General features: G+C 35.3%; 18 protein-coding genes and 1 pseudogene. 11 read left to right on the plus strand and 8 right to left on the minus strand.

What is annotated here, in order from left to right; genetic code table 11:
- Positions 1-64: 64 nt before the first annotated feature.
- Positions 65-724 carry a helix-turn-helix transcriptional regulator gene (locus NFRAN_RS02500; protein ID WP_134482932.1) on the minus strand — a complete coding sequence of 220 codons (660 nt, stop codon included), beginning with the start codon at positions 722-724 and terminating at the stop codon, positions 65-67.
- Between the two features lie 240 nt (positions 725-964).
- On the opposite strand from NFRAN_RS02500, the gene NFRAN_RS02505 reads away from it, so the two are divergent.
- From NFRAN_RS02505 to NFRAN_RS02535, 7 genes and pseudogenes are all read left to right on the plus strand, one after another.
- Positions 965-1,936 (plus strand): hypothetical protein, encoded by a 972-nt coding sequence (locus NFRAN_RS02505; RefSeq protein ID WP_134482933.1) that lies wholly within the window; start codon positions 965-967, stop codon positions 1,934-1,936.
- Positions 1,937-2,195: 259 nt separating this feature from the next.
- A pseudogene (locus tag NFRAN_RS02510) lies at positions 2,196-3,230 on the plus strand (multicopper oxidase domain-containing protein); the annotation flags it as partial.
- A gap of 653 nt (positions 3,231-3,883) precedes the next feature.
- The gene (locus tag NFRAN_RS02515) at positions 3,884-5,350 is read left to right on the plus strand and encodes a ZIP family metal transporter (protein ID WP_425321219.1); all 1,467 of its coding nucleotides are present in this window, start codon (positions 3,884-3,886) and stop codon (positions 5,348-5,350) included.
- 69 nt (positions 5,351-5,419) lie between these two features.
- Positions 5,420-5,884 carry a transcriptional regulator MntR gene (mntR, locus tag NFRAN_RS02520; RefSeq protein WP_197731093.1) on the plus strand — a complete coding sequence of 155 codons (465 nt, stop codon included), beginning with the start codon at positions 5,420-5,422 and terminating at the stop codon, positions 5,882-5,884.
- Between the two features lie 201 nt (positions 5,885-6,085).
- Positions 6,086-6,994: a hypothetical protein gene (locus NFRAN_RS02525; RefSeq protein WP_134482935.1), complete on the plus strand. Its 909-nt coding sequence runs from the start codon at positions 6,086-6,088 to the stop codon at positions 6,992-6,994.
- 108 nt (positions 6,995-7,102) lie between these two features.
- Positions 7,103-9,922: a M1 family metallopeptidase gene (locus NFRAN_RS02530; protein WP_134482936.1), complete on the plus strand. Its 2,820-nt coding sequence runs from the start codon at positions 7,103-7,105 to the stop codon at positions 9,920-9,922.
- A gap of 173 nt (positions 9,923-10,095) precedes the next feature.
- The gene (locus NFRAN_RS02535; RefSeq protein WP_134482937.1) at positions 10,096-10,755 is read left to right on the plus strand and encodes a hypothetical protein; all 660 of its coding nucleotides are present in this window, start codon (positions 10,096-10,098) and stop codon (positions 10,753-10,755) included.
- A 22-nt stretch (positions 10,756-10,777) separates the two neighbouring features.
- On the opposite strand, the gene NFRAN_RS02540 is transcribed toward NFRAN_RS02535, so the two are convergent.
- Together NFRAN_RS02540 and NFRAN_RS13535 are read right to left on the minus strand one after the other, a co-directional pair.
- Positions 10,778-10,957 (minus strand): hypothetical protein, encoded by a 180-nt coding sequence (locus tag NFRAN_RS02540; protein WP_134482938.1) that lies wholly within the window; start codon positions 10,955-10,957, stop codon positions 10,778-10,780.
- A gap of 155 nt (positions 10,958-11,112) precedes the next feature.
- Positions 11,113-11,262 carry a hypothetical protein gene (locus tag NFRAN_RS13535; RefSeq protein WP_172602056.1) on the minus strand — a complete coding sequence of 50 codons (150 nt, stop codon included), beginning with the start codon at positions 11,260-11,262 and terminating at the stop codon, positions 11,113-11,115.
- 234 nt (positions 11,263-11,496) lie between these two features.
- Here NFRAN_RS13535 and NFRAN_RS02545 point away from each other — a divergent pair, with 234 nt between their 5' ends.
- The 3 genes from NFRAN_RS02545 to NFRAN_RS14110 all read left to right on the plus strand — a co-directional run bounded on the left by NFRAN_RS02545 (position 11,497) and on the right by NFRAN_RS14110 (position 14,900).
- Positions 11,497-11,733, plus strand: coding sequence for a hypothetical protein (locus NFRAN_RS02545; protein ID WP_134482939.1), 237 nt, complete (start codon positions 11,497-11,499; stop codon positions 11,731-11,733).
- Between the two features lie 366 nt (positions 11,734-12,099).
- Positions 12,100-12,243: a hypothetical protein gene (locus NFRAN_RS13540; RefSeq protein WP_172602057.1), complete on the plus strand. Its 144-nt coding sequence runs from the start codon at positions 12,100-12,102 to the stop codon at positions 12,241-12,243.
- Positions 12,244-13,001: 758 nt separating this feature from the next.
- Complete coding sequence (locus NFRAN_RS14110) at positions 13,002-14,900, plus strand: DNA/RNA non-specific endonuclease (protein ID WP_197731094.1); 1,899 nt, start codon at positions 13,002-13,004, stop codon at positions 14,898-14,900.
- Positions 14,901-15,386: 486 nt separating this feature from the next.
- Here NFRAN_RS14110 and NFRAN_RS02555 read toward each other — a convergent pair whose 3' ends face one another.
- The 4 genes from NFRAN_RS02555 to NFRAN_RS02565 form a co-directional block, all read right to left on the minus strand.
- Complete coding sequence (locus NFRAN_RS02555) at positions 15,387-15,698, minus strand: hypothetical protein (RefSeq protein WP_134482940.1); 312 nt, start codon at positions 15,696-15,698, stop codon at positions 15,387-15,389.
- A complete protein-coding gene (locus tag NFRAN_RS13545) occupies positions 15,692-15,832 on the minus strand; it encodes a hypothetical protein (protein WP_172602058.1) in 141 nt (46 codons plus the stop codon). The genes NFRAN_RS02555 and NFRAN_RS13545 overlap by 7 nt, the downstream gene beginning before the upstream one ends.
- Before the next feature lie 691 nt (positions 15,833-16,523).
- Positions 16,524-17,879 carry a phosphoribosyltransferase family protein gene (locus NFRAN_RS02560; protein WP_134482941.1) on the minus strand — a complete coding sequence of 452 codons (1,356 nt, stop codon included), beginning with the start codon at positions 17,877-17,879 and terminating at the stop codon, positions 16,524-16,526.
- 523 nt (positions 17,880-18,402) lie between these two features.
- Positions 18,403-19,674 (minus strand): Dyp-type peroxidase, encoded by a 1,272-nt coding sequence (locus NFRAN_RS02565; protein ID WP_134482942.1) that lies wholly within the window; start codon positions 19,672-19,674, stop codon positions 18,403-18,405.
- Between the two features lie 110 nt (positions 19,675-19,784).
- Between NFRAN_RS02565 and NFRAN_RS02570 the strand changes: the two genes are divergently transcribed.
- A complete protein-coding gene (locus NFRAN_RS02570) occupies positions 19,785-21,047 on the plus strand; it encodes a hypothetical protein (protein WP_134482943.1) in 1,263 nt (420 codons plus the stop codon).
- 68 nt (positions 21,048-21,115) lie between these two features.
- On the opposite strand, the gene NFRAN_RS02575 is transcribed toward NFRAN_RS02570, so the two are convergent.
- Positions 21,116-21,982 (minus strand): hypothetical protein, encoded by an 867-nt coding sequence (locus tag NFRAN_RS02575; RefSeq protein WP_172602059.1) that lies wholly within the window; start codon positions 21,980-21,982, stop codon positions 21,116-21,118.
- Positions 21,983-22,476: the final 494 nt, after the last annotated feature.

Consider the following 22,476-nt stretch of genomic DNA (forward strand, 5'->3'; position numbering starts at 1 on the left):
ACATATTAGTTTACAAATTATATAAATTCAATGTTAATGTATGAAATTGGGGATGTCGTAATTACTATAATCCAATTTTCCTCTTTTTAATTTTAAATTTGCAGATCGAGTCGCCTTTTGCAGCCCTATGTGTAGTTTTTATATCCGCATCAAGCACCTTTTCAAATAGCTCTGTTTCGATAGCACATGCTTCCCAATGCTTTTCTGCAATCATTATTATGGGACAGTTATATTCTAACAAAACATGATTTTCCCCTGTTTTGTCCAGTTTTTTGGATTCGGCAATGTATCCTTCTTCATCCCTTAATCTTGCAAGCCGATTAACCTTCTGATCAAAATCCAAATCCTTTAAAATCTCATGATATTTATCAAGTAATTCTGCCTGTCTTTCTCGAAGTACATCTTCTACAGCAGTTTTACCCATTCTTTTTTCTATATAATCAAGCGCAAACGTAGCTATTTGACCATATGCTTTTGGAAAAGTCGACGAACCCGTACTTGTTAACGAATACTGCATTACTGGTCTACCCACACCCTTTCTTACTTCTACACTCTGTACCAAACCCCTATCCTGTAAATCTGTCAAGTGCTTGTGCACGCCCATTCTAGAAATTTTCATCATCTTTGATAACTCTTCCAGTCCGCTACCTCCCATGATTTTGAGTAGGTACATCACCTTTCTTTTTGGGTCGGAGTTGGTCATAGAATCAATACTAAAGTTCAAAATTTCATATTTCTAATAGGTAAAGAAATTTATAAACAATTAGGTTTATGAATTTATAATCTTACATATGTATCCAGATGGTAACAAAAGGTTGACAAGTACATATATATCCACAAATTACCTGATTCATCTAATGATATCTAATACTTACAACAAATTGAATTTAATTATTAAAAAGGAATTTTAAAAACAGTAAAAATTATGAAAGTTTAAAAAGGGACGAACTAAATTGTTATAGAGTTGAACATAACAAGACCAAAAATAGCTATTGTTATAGGTTTAACTATTGTTACGATTATCTTATTATATTTCTATTTCAATGCATTCTTTTTAGGACAGCAACCACAGGAAGGTGAAGGGCCTGAACCAATAGAACAGCAAAGGATAGCGACTCCCATGGGACAGGATCCTTTTGGTGTAAATGAAATTTATCCAACCAAGGAAAACGGCAGAGAATGGTTTGTTAACATGCAGAATCCTAAAGAAGACCCAATGTTCACGATATCATCTAATGTCCCTATCTTACGAAGTGCCTTGGATAATGAATCTTGGTTGATAAACAATACTCAAGTACGCATGAATGTAATCACTCCCCCAGGAGAACAACCATGGAGAGACGTCGAAATGACTGGATATATCAAAGTAAGATCCATTTATGATCCTAATTCCTCAAATCAGAGCGAAGAGGATGGGAGTGGGAACGGGAATGAAGGTACGGGAATACCTGATTTGACATTCAGAGCCCGTGGTGGAGCACATAGTAGTGACAATCCATGCGAAGGTACGGCTCTAAATGGGAGTTTCGATATCTTAAAAAGAGAAGTATTATGGAAAAAAGAGATCTGGCATACAGGTGGATACACAGACTCTAAAGGTGTTGTTCAGGCCGTGGATTCATCGATACTAAATAATTGGTTTGGATTTAAAGTCATCATGTACAATATTAATAATGACACAGGCGTTAAGATGGAAACATATATTGACGTCAATAATACAAATCAATGGGTAAAGGTTACTGAGGTCACAGACGAGGGCGGGTGGTTTGCAAATAGTTCTGATGAAGTATTTAATAGCGCCAACTGCGGTAAGAACAAAGACTACGTTGTCACCAATTCAGGGCCAATAGCCACCTTTAGAGGAGATAACATAGCGTTTGACTTTAAGAACCTCAGCATCAGAGAAATAAATGCTACTGCTGCTACTACCGTCTGATCAATAATCCGGTAGCATCTCCACCATTACCGATACTACTGCAGCAAAGGCTCAAATAGACAGTTCTTTCAAATATAATAATTTCTTTTTTGAGCTAGCGGATTTTTTCGTCAATTCGATAACTCTTTTCAAGATTCTTGCAATATCTTAATAATGTTATACTACTCTCAATAACTTAACCTAGGCTAACATTTATTAATTTAGTTAACTAATTGATATCATGAAGCTTTCAAGGCGGTTCGTTTGGTCGTTAACCGCTATTATAATATTAATTCCGATAGTTACAGTAATTGCAACTAAAACTACTACTGATGGTCAGTGGTATTCTGCTGTTAGTACGATGGCAAAAAATTCCTCCGAAATGACCAAATCCGTCGGCGGTCACACCCCAGGGTATCCCAGCATCAAGACCAATGGTGACGTCTTAGATCCCATTACCATTCCCGGTAATTCAGAAAATGCAGTGGTTAACCCAACAGAATACCTTCGTGATTTTAGTTATGGTCATGTAACCAAGTTCCCAAACGGAACGGCCCTGAGAGAGTTTACGCTAATTGCATCTGATTCGGAAATCAAGGAGATTTCCCCAGGAGTTTTTTATAATGTATGGACATTTAATGGAACCGTACCAGGTCCTACGATAAGAGCCACAGAAGGTGACATAATAAGGATTAATTTCATTAACAACGGCTCAAAGCCTCATTCAATTCATACTCATGGAATCCATCCTGCAGAAATGGATGGAGTATTTGAAATGATCGGTCCCCAAGGCAGATTCACATACGAATTCACTGCCGAGCCGTTTGGGGTTTTCCCATACCACTGTCACATGACTCCGCTTGAGGAACACATAACACATGGCCTGTATGGTGTAATAATCATCGATCCCAAAGAGGGGAGACCCGTAGCAGACGAATTGGTAATGGTAATGAACGGATACGATACAGATTTTGATACCGAAAATAATTTCTACACAGTTAATGGAATACCTTATTATTACATGTACGAGCCCATTGAAGTGGAAAAAGACAAGCTTGTTAGAATTTACCTAGTCAACATGCTAGAATTTGACCCCATAAATAATTTCCATTTACATGCTAACATGTTTAATTACTATCCAAGTGGAACGAGTATGACTCCAGTCGAGTTAAACGACATTGTGACAATGAGCCAAGGTGAAAGAGGAATCTTAGAATTCAAGTACAAATATACAGGCGACTACATGTTCCATGCCCATAAAACAGAGTTTGCAGAAAAGGGATGGATGGGACTAATCAGAGTTGTTGACAACAAAAGCACAGATAGTTACAGTTACGATACCACTCCACACTTTAGTGATCGAGATGTCGACCAATCATATGACTACCAGGTAGACAATACTGTCAACGATAACTCGTCTAAAGCAATTGTATCCACCAAACTATTAGACAATACAAATGGTACAAATAACTTAAACTTCTCTTCTATACAGCATCCAAATACGACGACAAGCTTTAGTCCATTAAATAGTAGTAGCGATGATTCTACCACCTTCAATAAAACTTTAGCAAATGATGGCAACACTATTGAAAATAAAAACAATCCCAAACTAGTTTCTCTATCCAATTTTGGCGACACCATTCATAACAATCATTATATTCAAGGAGAAATTTAGGAATGAAAAAGAAAAACGACAAAATCAAAAATTCTGTGGATTCTGAGAATACAACGGACCCCGTCTCAACCCAACCGAATCATGAAGATATTTCTGTATTGGAAGGCGCAGAGGTCGAGATTTCTAAAGAGTTGGAAAAAGATCCGCACTCATCAAAAAATCAAGACACTATTGCTGTTACTACTGATACTACTACAACAGTTGCACCTACTACTACAGGATTGCCATTTCAAAAGAAAAAGAGAATCGTGACGATAGGTCTTGCACTCATGCCGTTAGTTATTTTGGCCGTAATGATATACTTTTTTACTAGTCCATATGGCCAAGATTTGATAACGGGTGGAACCCCATTACCTCAAATAACAATAGAAAAGATTGAATTTCATGAAAATCAAATAGTTGTATACATACGTAATACGGGGCCAGAGACAGTCACAATTTCACAGGCAGACATAAACGACAGAATACATTCAGCAGCTATCGAACCCTCACAGATACTTCCAAGACTCGGCGAAGCACGTGTGATTATCCCCTTTCTTTGGAACCCTGGGGAACCTTACGAAGTAGGTATTACCACATCGGATGGAACTCGATTTAGTAATACTGTAGAAGCTGCAGCACCTACCCCCATTCCGAATATCAATCAAGTCACAGTGTTTGCTTTGCTGGGAGTGTTTGTAGGAGTAATCCCAGTTTTGATAGGTTTAGCCTGGTACCCATTTATGAGAAAAATCACAAGAAACCAGTATAATTTCTTTCTTAGTTTAACGGCTGGGTTATTAATATTCTTGGGAATAGAGGCATTCTTAGAAAGCAATGAAATTGCAGCATCTAGTCTGGCTCCCGTATTCAACGGTCAAATGTTAATACCTGTAGTAGTATTTGCCACATTTTTAGTATTGTTTTTTCTGTCGGAATATTTTACAAACAAGACAGAAATCAAATTATCAACCACTGCCACAATTTCAGGTAAATCATCAGTAACAAACTCGCAATCAAATGGAGAACACGACGATAAAGACAAACGAAAAAACCCCGCGTTAGTATCAAGCAAACATCAGGGTTCAAAATATTTATCGAATGATAAAAAGTCATTTTTTGCAGCTCAAAGGGATGAAAAGTATCAATCTACTAATACTAGTAGTCTAGATACTTTCAAGGAAAATAGAGGTAGTAGTACTAGCAGTAATGTCGATCTCCTAAAGCCATTGGCGATATCCCTTATGGTAGCGATAGGAATTGGTCTGCATAATTTTGGTGAAGGCCTAGCAATAGGAGCTGCTGTTCTCCTTGGAGAAATAGCATTAAGTACATTTCTCATCATTGGCTTTACTATTCACAATACAACAGAAGGACTAGCAATAATTGCCCCACTTGCAAAATTGGGAAAACCAATGATAAGAAGATTGATACTATTAGGATTAATTGCAGGAGTACCAACCATCATAGGAACATGGATAGGCGGTTTCATTTACTCTCCTCTTGCCTCAGTAATTTTCTTGGCAATAGGAGCAGGAGCAATTTTCCAGGTCGTGTACTCTCTCATTGTATGGATGTCCAAATCATTCAAGCAGTCGGCACAAAAACAAGTAACAACAACAACGATTAGTCCAGCAGCCAATGAAGATCAGAACTTTAGTACTGACGAGACAAAAAATGAACCAATTCAGCAGTCAGTATCGTCTAATTCCGGTACATCGATTATTGCAGGTTTTATCATTGGAATGCTTATCATGTATCTGACGGGGTTGCTTGTTTAATGTTCTACAATATTCTTTTATCAGGCCACTTTGAAATTAAAATTAACTCGGAGAAGGTATATCACTAAAATGTCAAATTATCCAATTCCACCCCCGGAACCCTCAACAATAGATTCTATCAAAAGAGTCAACAAATTTCAGAGAAAGGAACGGACGGACAGAATGGAAGATTATCTAGAGATTATTTACGAACTGGTTCATCAAAAAGGATATGCTACGAGTGTCGACATTACAGAATGTCTTAATGTATCAGCACCCAGTGTCACAAAAATGATGCGCAGGTTGGATCTTAAGGGATATCTAGAGTACGAAAAGTATAGAGGTATAAGACTAACAAGCCAGGGCAAGACAGTAGCAGAAAATATAAAAAAAAGACACAAACTATTAACTGAATTCTTTAAGCGGATTGGAGTTAGTGAAGATATTGCTATCCAAGACGCAGAAGGCATAGAACATCATTTGCATGCAGAAACATTAGAAAAACTTGAAAAGTTTCTAAGCACAGTTAATGAATATCAAAATAATCAATCGTAGTCGGGTTATATGAGGCTAGATACTAGTTGATACGAAATCTCAAGCATATAGATAATAAGATCGTTAGTAAGAATTTTGCTTTGGCATCAAGAAAAATTTGGACTAGTCTTTAACCATATAACGTAGATAACAGTTTGTAGTATCTTGATGCCATTACAGTTATAAGGATAATTTCATCCTCTAACAGAACGGGATAGCAGTATGGCAAGTGAAAACCTGGAAAAAGCCCTTGGAAGATCGATTTTTGACGACAATTTTAGAAAAAAATGGTTGGATGATTTTGATAACTTATCGGACGAATTGGATATTGCTGATGTCCGCGAAAGAATAAAGGCCGAGCACTTTCTAAGAGATTTTGAAAGATACAAGAACGAAAAAGAGGGCCGCGTTAGTAGTAACAACAGTAATAGTAGTAGTACGACTCATAGCGATAAGGATAAGGAAAAGGAAAACACCAAAGACGGCATAAAAAATAATTATGATACGTCTAGTGCAACTGCTGCCGTTTACCCTGGTGTAAAAAATAAAGAACTAAATTTTAACAAGCAGGAATTAGGAAAGAACGAGTCTGATAAAGTGAGTGTTAATGACTATATATTTTCAATATTTCAACAAACCGTTGAAGATTCCAGAAAATTTTTTAAAAAAATATTCTATTTAAGTTATGGGGTTTTTGCCATTGGAATTATTATGTTTATCATATCCTTTCTAAGCGGATTGGGGTTATTTGGTAGTGGTCTTGGAGTTAGTTCCACCATCATATTTGGAGTTTTGGGTGTTATTACCCTTTCAATATATTTTATATATAATCCATCACAGAAAGCACAGCTGGGTATTTCAAATATTCTAAAAGTAGAAATGATTTTTATGAATTTTTGGGACCAATTAAACTTTTGGAGACCCTACGGAAATTCTAGCGATGATGAAAAGAAAAAAGAAGCTAGTAATCAGATGCACATTACTGCACGAACATCAATAGAATTTTTGCAACAATATTTGGATGATCAGAAATCAACTAGAAATAAGCTAAGTTCGATATTTGGAAGAACCTTTGTTCCATCAAACGAGCAAACTTCAAGCCCCGCCGTTCAGGATTTTAGGGATTCATAAAAGATCGAGTAGTTTTAATGATTTGTTTTGACAGAAACCATAAGAAAACTAAACTTATTTTTATTGGAAGAAGAGCTAATTACAACAAAGTAATAACAAGTGAAACGAATGAAAGACAGCAATAATACAAACGAGAACAGAAATACTGATTCTCCTGAACGCAGGTTTGAATTTCCTGGAAGTCATTATCACGAAATTCCCATCTTGCCATACACTATCGAAGAAATGTCACTCAAAATTTTTCCAGATTTCCAAACGGCTACACTTTCAAAGTGTCATCAAGATCTAAGCATCAAGTTCTTGAAAAATACAAAGAGTATAGAATTGGATATTGCCGAGTTAAAAATATTGAGTGTTACATCACCTGATATCACAGTCTCGGGGTTCCGTTTGAGAAACGATAATAAGCTAACGATTGACTTTGCAAAAGCCGTTCAGGAGGGAACTAGCGCCAGTATTTCCATTCAATACTCCGCAGGTTATTACAAAAAGAATAATAACGATACGATCGTTTATTTTGGGCCCCCTCGAAACGGCTTCCACTTTGTTGTCAAAAAAGAACCAAAAGACAATCAAGAAAAGGGCATGATAGAAGGGGAGATAAGAGAGCAAGTGCATCAGGCCTGGACTCAAGGGGAAACCACAGAAGCCAAGTATTGGTTTCCATGTATTGATTCACCACATGTAAAATTCCGTCTAAATATAGAAATCACCACACCGGCTGAGTTTGAAGTAATTTCAAATGGAAAGATCGTGTCTAAGGTTCCCAACAGCAATAATGAACATGTAACGTGGAAATATGTAGAAACAAATCCTTTACCAGCGTATCTTGTTTCGGTGGTCATTGGCAAATTTTCAAAAATCGAAATTAGCCATGATGTCGTTCCTCTAATCTACTATTGGCCTGAAGATATTCATAGAGATGATGCTATTCTGACCTTCTCTGAAACACCTCAAATGATCAATTTCTTTGAAAACTACTTGAAGACGAAATATCCGTTTTATAAATATTCACAAGTTGCGGTCGATAACTTTGAATTTGGAGGTATGGAAAATTTAAGCTGTACTACATTTACAAGAAGGGTACTTCATGACAAAAAAACCTCACTGGATTACAAGAATGATATCTTGTTGATTACTCACGAACTAGCACATCAATGGTTTGGCGATTTAGTAACTTGCAAAGGCTGGTCGCACATATGGTTAAATGAAGGATTTGCAACTTACTGTGAGTCACTGTATCTAGAAAATTCAAAGGGGACAGATGAATTTCATTATAGCCTGATAGAAGCGACTGACATTTATTTTGAAGAAGCTAATGAATACTACATCAGACCAATAGTCACAAATATTTACAAGCACCCAGATGAGCTATTTGATGCTCATTCTTATGAGAAAGCAGGGTTTATCCTACACATGCTTAGATGTTTTATCGGAGAATCGAATTTTCAGAAATCAATAAAACAATACCTAGACAAGTACAGAAATTCAACCGTTACTACGAGCGATCTGATGCTAACGGTTGAAGAAGTGTCAGGTATTCAGATGCAGAAATTCTTTGCTCAATGGATTTACAGAAAGGGGCACCCAGAAATCGAAATCGAGTATTCGCTATTACCTGTAGATATTAATAACAAAGAGCAGGTCAAAAAACTAAAGATCAAAGTCACACAATTACAACTACATTCCGGAGGTCAGCAGCTTTTACCACCATATCAGTTCGAACTTGAAATAAAGGTCGTTATTCATGATACTACGGAGAAGAGCAAAGAAATTCTCCATTTAATGCAAATCTCCCAAATAAATTCAGAAAGTATCGTCGAGTTTGACAACAAATATTCAATTTCATACATATCTGTCGATCCTCAGTTTAAGATACTAAAAGTCATCAAATCAGCAAAGATCCAAGACGAAAATAAAGAATTTTACCTCAGAAAAATGTTAGTGAATCAACTGAAAACAGCGGATACCGTAATCGAAAAAATACAAGCCGCAAGGTTCATGAAAGACCATTTCTCCGACGAGATTTTAAATTCCTTAAGCGATACCATTGAAAGTGATCCTTTCTATGGTGTAGGAAAGGAAGTAGTCAATACAATAGGATCCTATCACGACAAGAACAACTTTGAAAAATCTAACAAGGCGTATCAAACTTTATTGGACTTTGTTACCCATAATGAAAAGTTTCAAAAACTAAACAGCCATGTAAGGCGAGCTTTATTAAGAAACATTGGGCTTTTTGAAAGAACAGAGTCGATCGACCTACTCGAATCTATCCTAAAGGACACCTCTATAAATAGCGACTTTATAAAATCAGCTGCAGCTGCTGCTTTGGGTAAAAGCTGCAAGAAGGCTTCAAAACATGAGAAGAAAAGAATTATGAATATTTTGAAAGAAATCATAGACACTTCAGAATCATTTCAAAGTGTTGCGGCAACAGGAGCATTAGAGGGTTTATGCGAATTATCCAGCGTGAAAAATCACAATGACAAAAGCAATAAGGAAATTTATTTGGAAGTAGCAAAGTACATTATACAAAAAACAGCTAGTAATAGAGATTACTTTATCAGAGCAAAATCAACACGTCTCTTGGGTAAATTCTTGGTTAACAAGTTTGATCCAAACGATGCCGATATCATTGATATGAATCAAAAAGTGTTTTACACATTGAAAGAGTTACTAAGAGACGAGAGAAGAAAAATAAAAATGAATGCTTGTGAAGCACTTTCAGACGACGAAGCAAAATTCACAGGTTTTCCTGATAAAGCAAGTTACGAATCGATTAAAGCCCTTGTAGAAATCGCTAAAGAGGATCTAGATGGCTTTGTTCGGAGAAAGGCTGAGACTAGTGCAAATCGAATAAGAGAATGGATTCACAAATGGTCTAGCAACCCGCTCGTTATTGACAGTGACACCAAAGATGGATGAATCTTTGATTATGATCTATTCCCAAATTTTCTTTGTATTACTTCTCAGTTGCAGTAACTAGAACATGTTTTGTTCGATTTTGACCCTAAAAGTTATCCAAAAAGCAGAGTAATGAACTCGTCCGTCTATGCAAAACTCAATATTTATATTTTTGTTATAGAACCTTTTTTCTAATGAATTTAAACGTAAGAGTAGATGCAAAAAAGATTCAACAGGCGATCCTATTTTCTTTGGTAATAGCTTCGATAACTATTATTTTGAATTTAGATGGAGGATTCACAGTCTCAAACGCATATGCTCAAGAAACGAACACAACGACGGTATCCACACCCATGAGCATACAAGGTAATGAATCCAATAACATATCCAGTATTACTGAAAATATTGGACAGCCCTTTTATGTTGAGAATACAAAGTCAACGAACATGAGGGTATTGAATGTCGAGAATGTACCCACAGTTGAAGTTACTTATATTGGTAATAGCACCATAAATGGATCTCCTACACAAACAATTGGTACTATAATTGATAAAATGGGTTCAGACGGTGCAGTGCACTCAAAGGGTCAGGCAATTATACTAACGGCAACAGGTCAGGTCATAACCTACAAGTCAGAATCTATAGGATACTATAACCCCGATGGCAGTTTTTCAGACAGTGGAATCATGGAATTCGGCTTACCATTTGGTGGCTCTAACGGCAGTAATTCTACATTGCAGGACGCTGGATCCGCCGACAAATCATATTCAGAATTTAAGAATGTATTGGGCATTTACAAGAAAACGGTGGATCCGTTAGGTAATGGAATTACGAAAGTTTGGAAATGGGGTTGATCAAGTAAAAGAGTTTCAACTATTATCCAATTTCCTTTTTTTTGTCTACTGATATTTCATATACTTTACCGTTCCCAAGTTCAAGTTGATTCATAAAATTTTGCAAATTTTCCTTAAATTTGGACTTCAGGTCTTTGACAAATTGATCAGAGTCATTATTTTGAAAGCCCTGAAATTCTATTTTTATATTTATGTCATACATCAAATGATCACATTAATACTAGAATATCAATATTACTAATTGATGACTAATATTATTTAGTCAGGTAAACGTTCTTTTCTAATGGATTCTTTGATAAAATATTAACAATAAATGATAGAAAAGTGATTTTCTTTCTTCAAATAGAAGATGAAGAGTTACACTATGGAGTCGTTGAAGTTTAAGAGAGATTTTATTGTTTCAATATCAGGATTTAAGAAGGAATGGGCCGGTGTTTGACTGGAAATTGATAATGCCAAAAGTGTAATCATGGTTACAAATAGAATTGAAAGATGATATTCATTCATACCACTAATTAAAAAAAGGAAGTATATTTGCTTTGAGAAAACATTCAAAATAAGTCCAAAATCACGTAACAATATACAAGCTAAATTAGGAAGCAGACTGCATCAACATAAGACGTGAAAATCATTGTAAACAGTGACGTGCTCCTGTACTCGTCAGCCTGTTTAGCGATATTTTTTATAATTTTGACATGTATTGAAATTAACGAGATTATTATTGATTGAATAAATTCACCTGTGTTCGAACGCCAAGAAATACGAGACGACAAATTAGATTGGATGGATATACTAACAGGCGATACGTTAGAAACCAAAATGTTTGTTGGACCAGTTCATATTGACATTAGGTCTATCAATTCCTTATCCGACGGTAATGATCTTAATGCAACTTTTTGGCTCGGATCTATTTCCGAACCTTTTGAGTACAAATACGTTACCTCTGAAATTAAACAACTATACTATGGATCCCGATAGATTCGGATTTTAATAATGATACCAGATACCAAAATATTGATTATCAAGTTGAGATAAAGTGGAATAATACATCAGACAAATGGGTAATGACTTTTAATGAGTTTTCGGCTGATGGACATGCAAGAAACATCTCCAACATAGATTTTGATCTCAAGAACCTTTACAACCAAAAAAGCGGACAAATAGTACACCGTGTAGATATGAAACCAATGTTATTCCCAGACATATATCGATTATTCTTCTACGCATAATCTTATGCTAATGGAACATACTTGCTTGATGCAATTAGATATGCATATGTCCCCCACCCGAATTTACCGTTTCTATCAATCCCGGTCTTGAAGCTAGTTCCTGGAGAGAGAAAATATGGATATAGAGGTAAATTCCACATCAGGATTCCAGCCGATTGTAAGCCTGCAAGCAGATAATCTTCCCAAAGGCATCAATCTCATAATTGCAGATTCAAAAATACCAGTACCGCCATATGGTATTGTCACAACTATATTTTAACTTTGTAAGCGGATCCTCCTTTATCTTGTGTAACATGTACGTTCTTCATATTAGATAACATAAGTTTTCTGAATTCGACCTTTCATAATCCAATAACTAATCCTATCATAAATATGAATCCGATTTTGAAGATTGATAGTTAAAACATAATGAATAAATTTCCCATAGTATTACCTATTTCCTAACCGATATCTTTGACAGAAATAGCCAAGACCTGGCTTAATGATTGGTTCAACTTTTTAATAGTAACCTGGACTACACTAACAACAATTGCTACTGGAATCCTAGGATGGCAAATATGGAAGTAGAAATCAAACAAAAAAATCCTCAATGATTAAACAATGAAAGCACTTTTTTTACAAAAACCAAGAGCATTAATTCGGAATTGTTATCCAGATTTACGAACGAGTGGATGGGCAATGAGTAGTAGGATGTCTAGGAATGCTTTTTTGTTTGAATTGTAAAAATTAATACTTCTTTATCATGGTTATTACAATACCACATAACGAATACAATATTTTGTCTTTACTAAAAAACAAAAATCAGTCCCAAAAAGGCATCAGATTTCTTATCAACATCTGTTCAATAGTTTCAATTCCGTTTTTATTTCAAAGGCAATTCTTAAATAATAAATACCCTTATAATAACATCCATTTATCTTAAATTTCTATAATAGAAATATATCATAAAAGAATGTTATTTTATTAAAAGTCCAAAAACAACCAAACGCTTAAGTATTAAGGTCCAATCCTTGATTTGTGGTCAAGCAAAGGCGCCGAAAGTCTTCACCTAAAAGTAACGTTGATCAAGAGAAGGACAAAAACTCAATGCCTTCAATGGACGAATTGAAGGATTTTATTAGGACTAGAGGTAGTAGTTTTCTAAAGGATCCTAATATTACGTCAGTTGGAATCGGTTATAAACATGAGGATGGCAAACCTACAAATAAAATTTCTATTCAATTTACCGTCGAAACAAAGGCCCAGCCTGAAGACATGAAAGCCTTAAAAACTACACTTATTCCAAAATCTTTTAAGATAAATGGTAAGGATGTTCCCACAGACGTCCTCCAAAGAAAGTTTACTGTAGAATTTAGAATAATAAAAGAGGCAGAACAAAATAAACGCAAAGAGCGCTTGGATCCGATGGTTCCAGGTATAAGCATATCAAACGTTAGTGGCACTGCAGGTACAATTGGTTGTATGGTGTACGATAAATTTTCAGGTTCTCCATACATTCTAAGCAACTGGCATGTCCTTCACGGTGCAAATGGATCGATTGGAAACGACATTGTCCAACCGGGTCCATTTGATGATAACAGAGTTCACTTGAACAGAATAGGCAAACTTGAAAGATCCCACCTAGGACAAGCTGGGGATTGCGCCATCTGCACAATTGAAGATCGTACATTTAGTAACGTAGTATTAGATTTAGGAGTTACAATTGACAAAATAGGGGAACCAGAACTAGGTGACAGAGTTATCAAAAGTGGAAGGACTACCGGAGTTACTCACGGTGTTGTTTCAAGGGTTCATACCATTGCAAAGCTAGATTATGGGGGGTTGATTGGAGACAGAGAGATCGGGGGTTTTGAGATAGAGATCGATCCTCAAAATCCTCCTGAAAATGGCGAAATCAGTATGGGAGGGGATTCTGGTTCGATATGGATATTTAAGTTAAATAATGGAAAAACATCCGCCGTGATGGCAGGGTTACACTTTGCTGGAGAAGCATCCACGAGTCCAACCGAATACGCAATTGCTTGTTATCCCAAGTCAGTATTTGAAAAGCTCCAGGTAACTTTGGGTGGACCAGATAAGATAGAACCAGTTTCAGAAAAAGGGTTTGATTCAAACTTCCTAGATGTAAAAATAGGAAATCCAAAATTAATTGATTCAAATAAGGAAAAAGCATACGTTTTAAACGGTACTGAGATTATTCACTACACACATTTTTCGCTAGTATTAAACAAGGAAAGAAAGTTTCCCTTTTGGGTTGGTTGGAATATTGATGGTGGTAACATTAAGAAGATAAGTCGATCTGGGATTCCCTTTATCACAGATCCAAGGATACCATCTGAATTTCAGGCAGGTGATGAGCTCTATAAGACTAATAAGCTGGATAGAGGTCACATTGCTAGACGCGCCGATCTCATTTGGGGCTCACTTAATGAGGCAAAAAAAGCAAACCGCGACTCATTTTATTTTACTAATATCTGTCCCCAGTTGGATAAATTTAATCAAGGAAATAAGGGAGGCATATGGGGCAAGTTAGAGGATACTGTATTTGAAGAGGTGGAAGTGGACAAATTGCGGATTAGCTTATTTGGTGGCCCGGTATTTCACGAAGACGATCGATTATACAGAAATACAAGACTGCCTAGGGAATTCTGGAAAGTAATATTGTATGTAGAGAATCAAGTCCTAAAAGCTAAAGGCTTTTTGCTTACCCAAAATCTTGATGAGTTAGAGGCATTAGAATTGAACAACTTTAAGGTTTACCAAGTTGCAATAGATGAAATAGCGACTAGATGTGGTTTAATATTTGATCAAGATGTTAAATCAGCAGATTCGTTTGGTCGAATGTTACTTTCCAAACGCGTCATGATACAGGAAAGAAAGTCAATTGAAGAACCGAAGGACATAGATTGGTCGTAATTAAATTATTATTCATTGATGCCAGATTGGAAACTAAGATATATTTTGCAGTTATTTGCGAGGAATTGAAGATGATCTCGGAATTGCAAAGTATGATTCGTGTATATCATATGCCCTAACCGTTTGAAGATCTCACTTGTACAACAGAAAACTTTCATATTATGTTGGCAGATAAATGTTTATCATTCATCTGGCGAATTTGATGTACTTATTTGTACTACGTATACGTAAAATAATAATTTTTCATCATTTAATAGGAATTCCATCTTCAAAATATAATGGCAGACTCCTCAAACTGGTTGTACAGATACATATTTAAATATGTGTATTAGGACCACATAGTCCTTAAATCCTAGATTCCTTTGATCTTGAAATCAATGATACTATAACAATCAATCATTTTCTAACTTAGAAAGTAGCAAAACGAGTCATTAAATTATTGAACCCTAACTTGGATAAAGAAATCTGAATAATGATTTATTATACCTAATTTCTGTTAAATTTAGTATGTTTTCTATGGTATCCACCCAGTTTAAATTCTTCCCTTAACCCAATATAAACATCCAACAACGTTGAATTAGAGCTTTTTGAGATACAACCGGCTATTCTATATTGCATTTTTAACGTTTCAGCAAAAGACACAATATCCTTTATGATACCCACTAAATCAGAAGAAAATAGAGCCATTTTAACCGTGTTATAAAGGTAAGTTGATCTGACCGATTCACCCATGTTAAAAGACAACATCTCTAAATTTTCACATAATTCTTTAATTTTTGTTAAAATATCGTCTAGCATAATCTCCACTTCATCAATATCTGTCTTTGAATCTTTTCCGAGTTAAAGTTCTGATTTGATGGAGCAGGGAGCAATCCAACCTTGATTCGCTTAGGATTGGTTAAAGTAGTCATTGAGCTTTTACCTTTAGCCAAATTGAATGCCGAAGCTCTTCCGCTATGAATATTCTGAATACGCCTATTTGCATTTTATCTTCGTTTAAAAGTACTATGACAACTATCACACTGATAGAATTATTTCACATTTTTTGATATTGAAGAGAAAACATATGAGTCACTCGGAGTTACTCTTTCTTATTTCCAGACTGTGATGTGTTTTATGGTCTAATAGGAGGATAAGTTCTCATTCATAAGTCAACAACCAAGGAAAAAACGATTTTAAATACGCCATTCTCAAATAATTTTATAGGTCGTCAAAGACACTTTTTTGATATTTTCTATATATGATAAAAAGCATTATGATGCAGGACCGTGGGATGCTCAAAATACTAATAGCAATGGTTTGATTCTTTAATGTCTTTATCTATGAGAAGATTTTCAGTGTAAAGATCTCTAAATCAATTAATGTTCTGGAATATTCAAATCTGCAATGATACATACACAGAGAGAAGAGATGGATAAAACTCTGGGTCAAAACACATAGCTTTGTATGACAATCACTAACTAGTGATTTGTACAATATCGTCAAGGTTGAAAGCCAAGTAATACAATATCAGTAATTAAACAATTTGAGTACACTTACATAGAATAAATTGTAACTATTCTGAGTTTAATACACTGATTTACAATTCTTGGATAGAAACGATCCGAATAACATTATTGACATCTATCTTTGTCTCAGCATTTCCAAAATTTCATTTTCAGTTGGTGGTTTAAAATTTTCATAATAATCTTCTATCGAATTAATGTATTTAGGAGATCGAAGATATTCTATCTTATCGAATTTCCCCTTTAATTGTTCAAGGGCAGGTCTAGAAATAATAGGAGTTGCTAATATTATCTTGTCAGGCCCAGATGACTTTATCCAGTTACAAGCTCCGAGTACTGTTGTCCCGGTATAACACCCGTCATCAATCAAAATAACATCCCTATTTCTAATATCATATTGCTCATCGTTAATCATATAAAGCCTCATTTTCTTTTCGAGCGATCGTCTTTTTAGTGATATTTCGTCGTCTAATAGTTTTTTGGAAATTGTTTTAGAATCAGGGACTAAATAAATAGACCCGTCTTGAAAAATAGAACCCATTGTTACTTCAGGATAAAAAGGGTTTGATAATCGTTGAGACAAAATCACACTATACTTTCCTGATGTCAGCTCTCTGGATACGAGGTCGGCCATAGAAACTCCTCCTCTGATAATACCTATAACAGATGTATTATTCTGACTCTTATATTTCCGTAACAAACCAACTAATAATAATGCAGCAGAATTTCTGTCAAGGAATTTGAATTGAAAGAATGATTTAATAAAGGAAAGTTTTGAAATGTCTGATTTATTGTGAATAGAGTATTCGGTATATTCAATATCTGATAGCAATTTCCTTCTTAGCCATTGGTTAAGTATATTTGATACCTCTTCTATTTTTCCGGGTTCTTCAAACATATGTGAAGCGGAAGGCACAACAATTATTTTTTTAGACTCTGCTCTACGCAACTTTTTGTAAACTTTTTTATTAGTCGCAAGAATGTTATAATCCTTTTCACCGACAACGAAAAGGACGTGAGCTTTTATCTGGTCTAGCGTTTGTTCATCTACAAGATCAGTTCTTCCTCCTCGAGATACGACAACCTTAATGTGAGGAATTTTGCTCGAGGCAATCAACGCTGCTGCAGCACTTGTGCTTGATCCTGCATAGCCTATTGACAGTTGTTTGGTTTTTGGATGCTGCAACACCCAATCGGTAACGAAGGTCAATCGCTGGACAAGAAAGTCAAGATCAAATTTTAGATATCCATCGTCTTGGTCTTTAATCTTTTCTTTAGATGTAAGCAAGTCAACCAATAAGGTAGAAATTCCAATATGATTGAGATTCCTAGCAATGTATATGTTCCTAGCGCTCATCAGACTACTTTTGCTACCATGAACAAGGATGATAATGGCCTTTGTCCCTACCGATAATGATAAGTAGCCACGAATATGAACATTAGCAACGGGAATCAAAACATTATCATAATTCATATCTTAGTTTACACTATTAATCAATTATACATTTTAATAAAAATAATTTTTGATTAAACCTATGAAGTTATCCCTAATGATTTGACTATCACCGAAGATGCATATTTTCAAAAGGATGTAGTAGAATAGTCAATATCAGTACACTTTGAATTTTGAGAACATCATTGATCCTTGTACTTTTCTAAAAAAATTCTAATAATTGATAAAAGAAATTTACCGATTTATAAGTACATGTAGGAATGTAAATAATAATTCCAAGTAAAAGATTTATCTCTATTTGATTTGAAGAAAAGAAGAGATCAATAGAAACTATTTGATATGAATTATGACTGGTGCTCTTTGGCAATTCAATACGATTAGAGAATTTACAAATTGATTATAGATTTTTTTACATTCGTAGTAAGATTAAGGGAGCCACAAATTTTCAGCACATTTTTGCACTCTATAAATTGATTCATTAATTATTAGGCTCAACATAATCACATATAAGAATCCATCCTCTCAGCAGACAGTAAGAATTGAGTTACTTGATCCCAAAAATACAGCTTCCTGGAAAGGATTCATTGTTATTTGAGGGCGGAACTAAGAAACTTCCTGCAGCCTGAACTTGGAAAAAATCATGGAACGAAAACTCAGGGTTTCTATTAGCAATTTGTGGCCGGGTATTAGTATTAGAGTAGGTCAGTACATTGAAGAGTTTCTCCATAGTATTTTGAAAACTTATAAAGTTGAGACCAACGTAAAAACCCTGATCAACTGATGGGAATTCTATAAACTGAAAGCCTTGTCTGAATATTTTAAAATTAGCGGAAGATTTACCATTAATTGACATTATTGGGTTAGTAAGTCCAATATGGCTATTTTCCAACAATCGAGCAGAAACCCCCACGGGCAGGTTTTGTGTTTTATAGATGGCATGTTCTCTAAACCGTTCATTCCCTTTTTCTATAATCTCAAAAGTGCCAAGGACGGGACACATTCGATCCTTGATCGGCTTACCTTCTTTAGTAACACCAATTAATGGACATCCTGTTTTCTTATCCCGCCCAATAATAATCTCTTGACGTTCTCGACTCAACTTCTCCCATCTGTGTAGGTCAAATATAATTCTAATAAAGCCCAAGTAAGTACCATTAACAACCCAAGAATCATCTGAATTATTAACCCTGGTTATGGCAATATTATCATATCTTTCTATGCTCTTAAGATTAGAAACACCATCATGAAAACCTATTAAATTTCTACCTGTTGGGCTGTGAAATCCTGTGTAATATCTCGTCAACGTGATATCGGAGTCCCGTTCTGCTTTTTGATTATGCTGACACAGAGACTTCCAAATTTCTACCAAAGCGCGATTTGTATAAAATTCAGTATCGGCTATTAGCTGAATGACCACATGATCGGTTATTAACGAGTCTTCATGCGAATTGGTCGAATAATGAATTTTCGAACCATTCATAATTGGCATTGATTCTCCTTTCACAGATGGAATAAAATTCCATTTTTCTTCAAAGGTTGAAGGTCTTTTCTTCTTAACACCATTAAATGAAAAAATAGAGGAATTATATCCAATTAGAGCAGTAAGGTTTCCTGACGAGCGATTTCTAGGATTCGTATCTATCTCTTCGATAACCCCCTTTTCAAGATTTTTTATTTTAAACCAGATTGATGCAAGCTTTTTTCCAATAGTATCGACATCAGACTTTTGAGAAAATTTAAGGAACAGAATACCAAAAGAATTTCCAATTTTATGGTCGTCTTTATAGTAAATCCCGTTTTGAAGCTTGGTGCTCACAATTTTGTACTATAATAAGTAACTTATAAGCTGGATCATTAGATTTGATACTTATTTTCGGATAGAAATAAAGATTTAACGTTATATACTTGTCGATATAATCACATACTATGTCTTTAACCGACTTTAAAGTAGTGCCCGTTACGGAAACCTACAAAGGGAAAACCTATAGCCAGTGGATAGCTCATTGGACGAATTGGTTCTTTATGCCAAATCCCGATCAATACAATTCACAACCATGGAATGATGTGAAATTTCTTACCTCATTCCCATCTCCACATGAGATTGCACAATTGGGCAACCCCGGCGAAAGAGTAAGATACGAAGGATCAGAATTCCAAAATATACCCAATATCAAAACTGGTGAAAACAGATTAGTTATGTATGACGACCAAGCTATTTTTTTTCCTGTAATTTTGGCAATGTGGGTAAATAGCGATGATAAGGATTATGGATATATGGAACGATATGTAAAAATTCAAAATTCAATGAGCGATGATCCCCCAGGTGTTCATCAATTTACTTTAGATAGTCTTCCATTGCTTCCCTCAGATGAAGTTATAAATCATAGAATAATGTCTGATGGTCTTTTCCAGGTACATATTCCTGATGCTACATATGGTACATCCTTAAAGGACTTTGTTGCTGAACCTTCTCCACCTGGAACATACGGTGCGGTTTGTGAAGGTTATTTCTTCATGCTAAAAAATTTAATGGCACGTGAAGAACCTTATCTGCTCACGTCCTTTGCAACAGGGGCCCCTTATGTAGGATTTGGAGAATATCACGCGTCATTTGTTTATGAAATTAAGGTATTCCATCACGATCTCAAACCGAGAGCACCGCAAACAGGAAAATTTCCCGAAAGAATCTTGAAATTTATTGAACAAAAGTCTAGCACAGCAAGAACAGGTCAAGACATTTCGGAATCCATTTATAGTATTACTGAATCTCTTGATGACTTCCGAAAGGCAAACAAAGCGTATACACTACTCAACAAATCAGGCAAAAAGGACGCACAAAAATACGCAATTTCTATGTTAGTTCTAGGAAATGTAAAAAGAAAAATTCCTGCCTTTATTCGTAGTAGAAAAAGGCCTGAGAAAATAGAATTAGAAACAGAAAAGATAAATTCAATAGTAAAACATATTGCCGATTCTATAGTTTCATCCAGTGACAATGTGACTCAAAGCAGTATTCCAGAAAGCCAAAGTTCACAAGAGCAGATAGACGGTTATTTATCTATCATCCGAGATGCGTTAGAAGAAGAAAAACGTTTAGTAGAAAAAGATAAAAAATCTGTAAGAGACCAAGAAATAATAAACGCCATAGATCTATTGCTAAATAAGATCGAAAAAGATGCTAAAAACTAGGATTCGAACAGATATGGTTCTTAAATAATATAACAATCAATAGCCAAAAAAAAAAGAATCGCATAAAATTATTTAATGTTTGATTCTTTTTCCCTTCTTATTTCATCCACGATTTCAGCCAAGTATTCTTTTATATCTTCGTCATCCAAGGAAGTTTGAGCTCCTGACCCGAACATCATTTTTGCAGAGAGTTCGTTGGTCATCTTGATTGTACGATTTTCAATATCTTGCATTTGCTGAGCACTTCCGATCATTTCTAATAGATTGGATTCTGTAGGCAACGAGCGTCTCACTGCTCTCAATAATTCAGCGTCTCCTGCAACAGATATTGATGAAGTATAAATTCCTACTAATAACAGATATGATGAAATTCCAACTAGACAGACTGTAGATAGGCCGAACGGAGGAAACGTCAACAAAGTTAAAAATGTAGGATTATTAGCGATAAAAAATAACATAATTCCTAAACCAGAAATGAACATATAGTCCTTAACCAAGATCAGGTTAGATAGTTGTCTACCTATACTTAAGAATGCAATTCCAAAAAGGACCGCTCCTGCAGGTATTATGAGAGTCTCAATTATTGATGAAACAATTGAAAGTTCAGTAGGCGAATCGTAAAAAATTCTCAAAAGACCATGGACATAATTCTGAAATGGAAATAAGAAACCAACAAGAGGAGCAAAAACTACTAACCAATAAACAAATCGTCCCATCTTTTTTGAATAATGACGTAATAGAAATACAGTTGCAATCCAAGTAAGAATAAAGGAAATTGAAGTTACAATTATATAGATTTCGTCAGTAACGCTATAGACTCCAGAGTATGTCGCTCCACTCATACCTGGAGGGATATATTCGATGCCTCTCTGTTCTGTCAGCTGAACAGACACATAAACGATGTTGTTAATACTGGTAATAGCGAGAGCAATCATAGTTAGTCCATATAGAGCTAAAACATGATTTCTATAGAACCTCAACCAAAGCAGTAAACGTATTCCCAAAACACTAAATAAGCAACTAGAAATTAAGAAACTTGAATAAATAATTGCTTTTAGGAGAATAGAAGAATATACCCCATAAAAGACTATTTGGAAAATAATAATTGCAAGCACAATTATTAAGCAAAATTGAGAAATGAGTATAGATCTATGTAAGATCCTGATAAATCTGTTTTTGAATAACAGTTGAATTCTATCTTTAACATATCGGACCAAAAAAAATTGCCCTACAGCATAAACTGAAGTAAACGTAACAAATAATGAGATCGGAAAAACAGATAGTCCTACCCAAGCCATATCCCATCCCACAACAGAAATGATTGTATCTAACAATGCGGAGACTACTATAACACATGCAAGTAATAACGCAAAGTATTTTCGTATCGTACATATATCCTTAGCCTAATGATTAATATTAATTTTATCGA

It is taken from the genome of Candidatus Nitrosocosmicus franklandus, assembly GCF_900696045.1.
Lineage (GTDB): Archaea > Thermoproteota > Nitrososphaeria > Nitrososphaerales > Nitrososphaeraceae > Nitrosocosmicus > Nitrosocosmicus franklandus_A.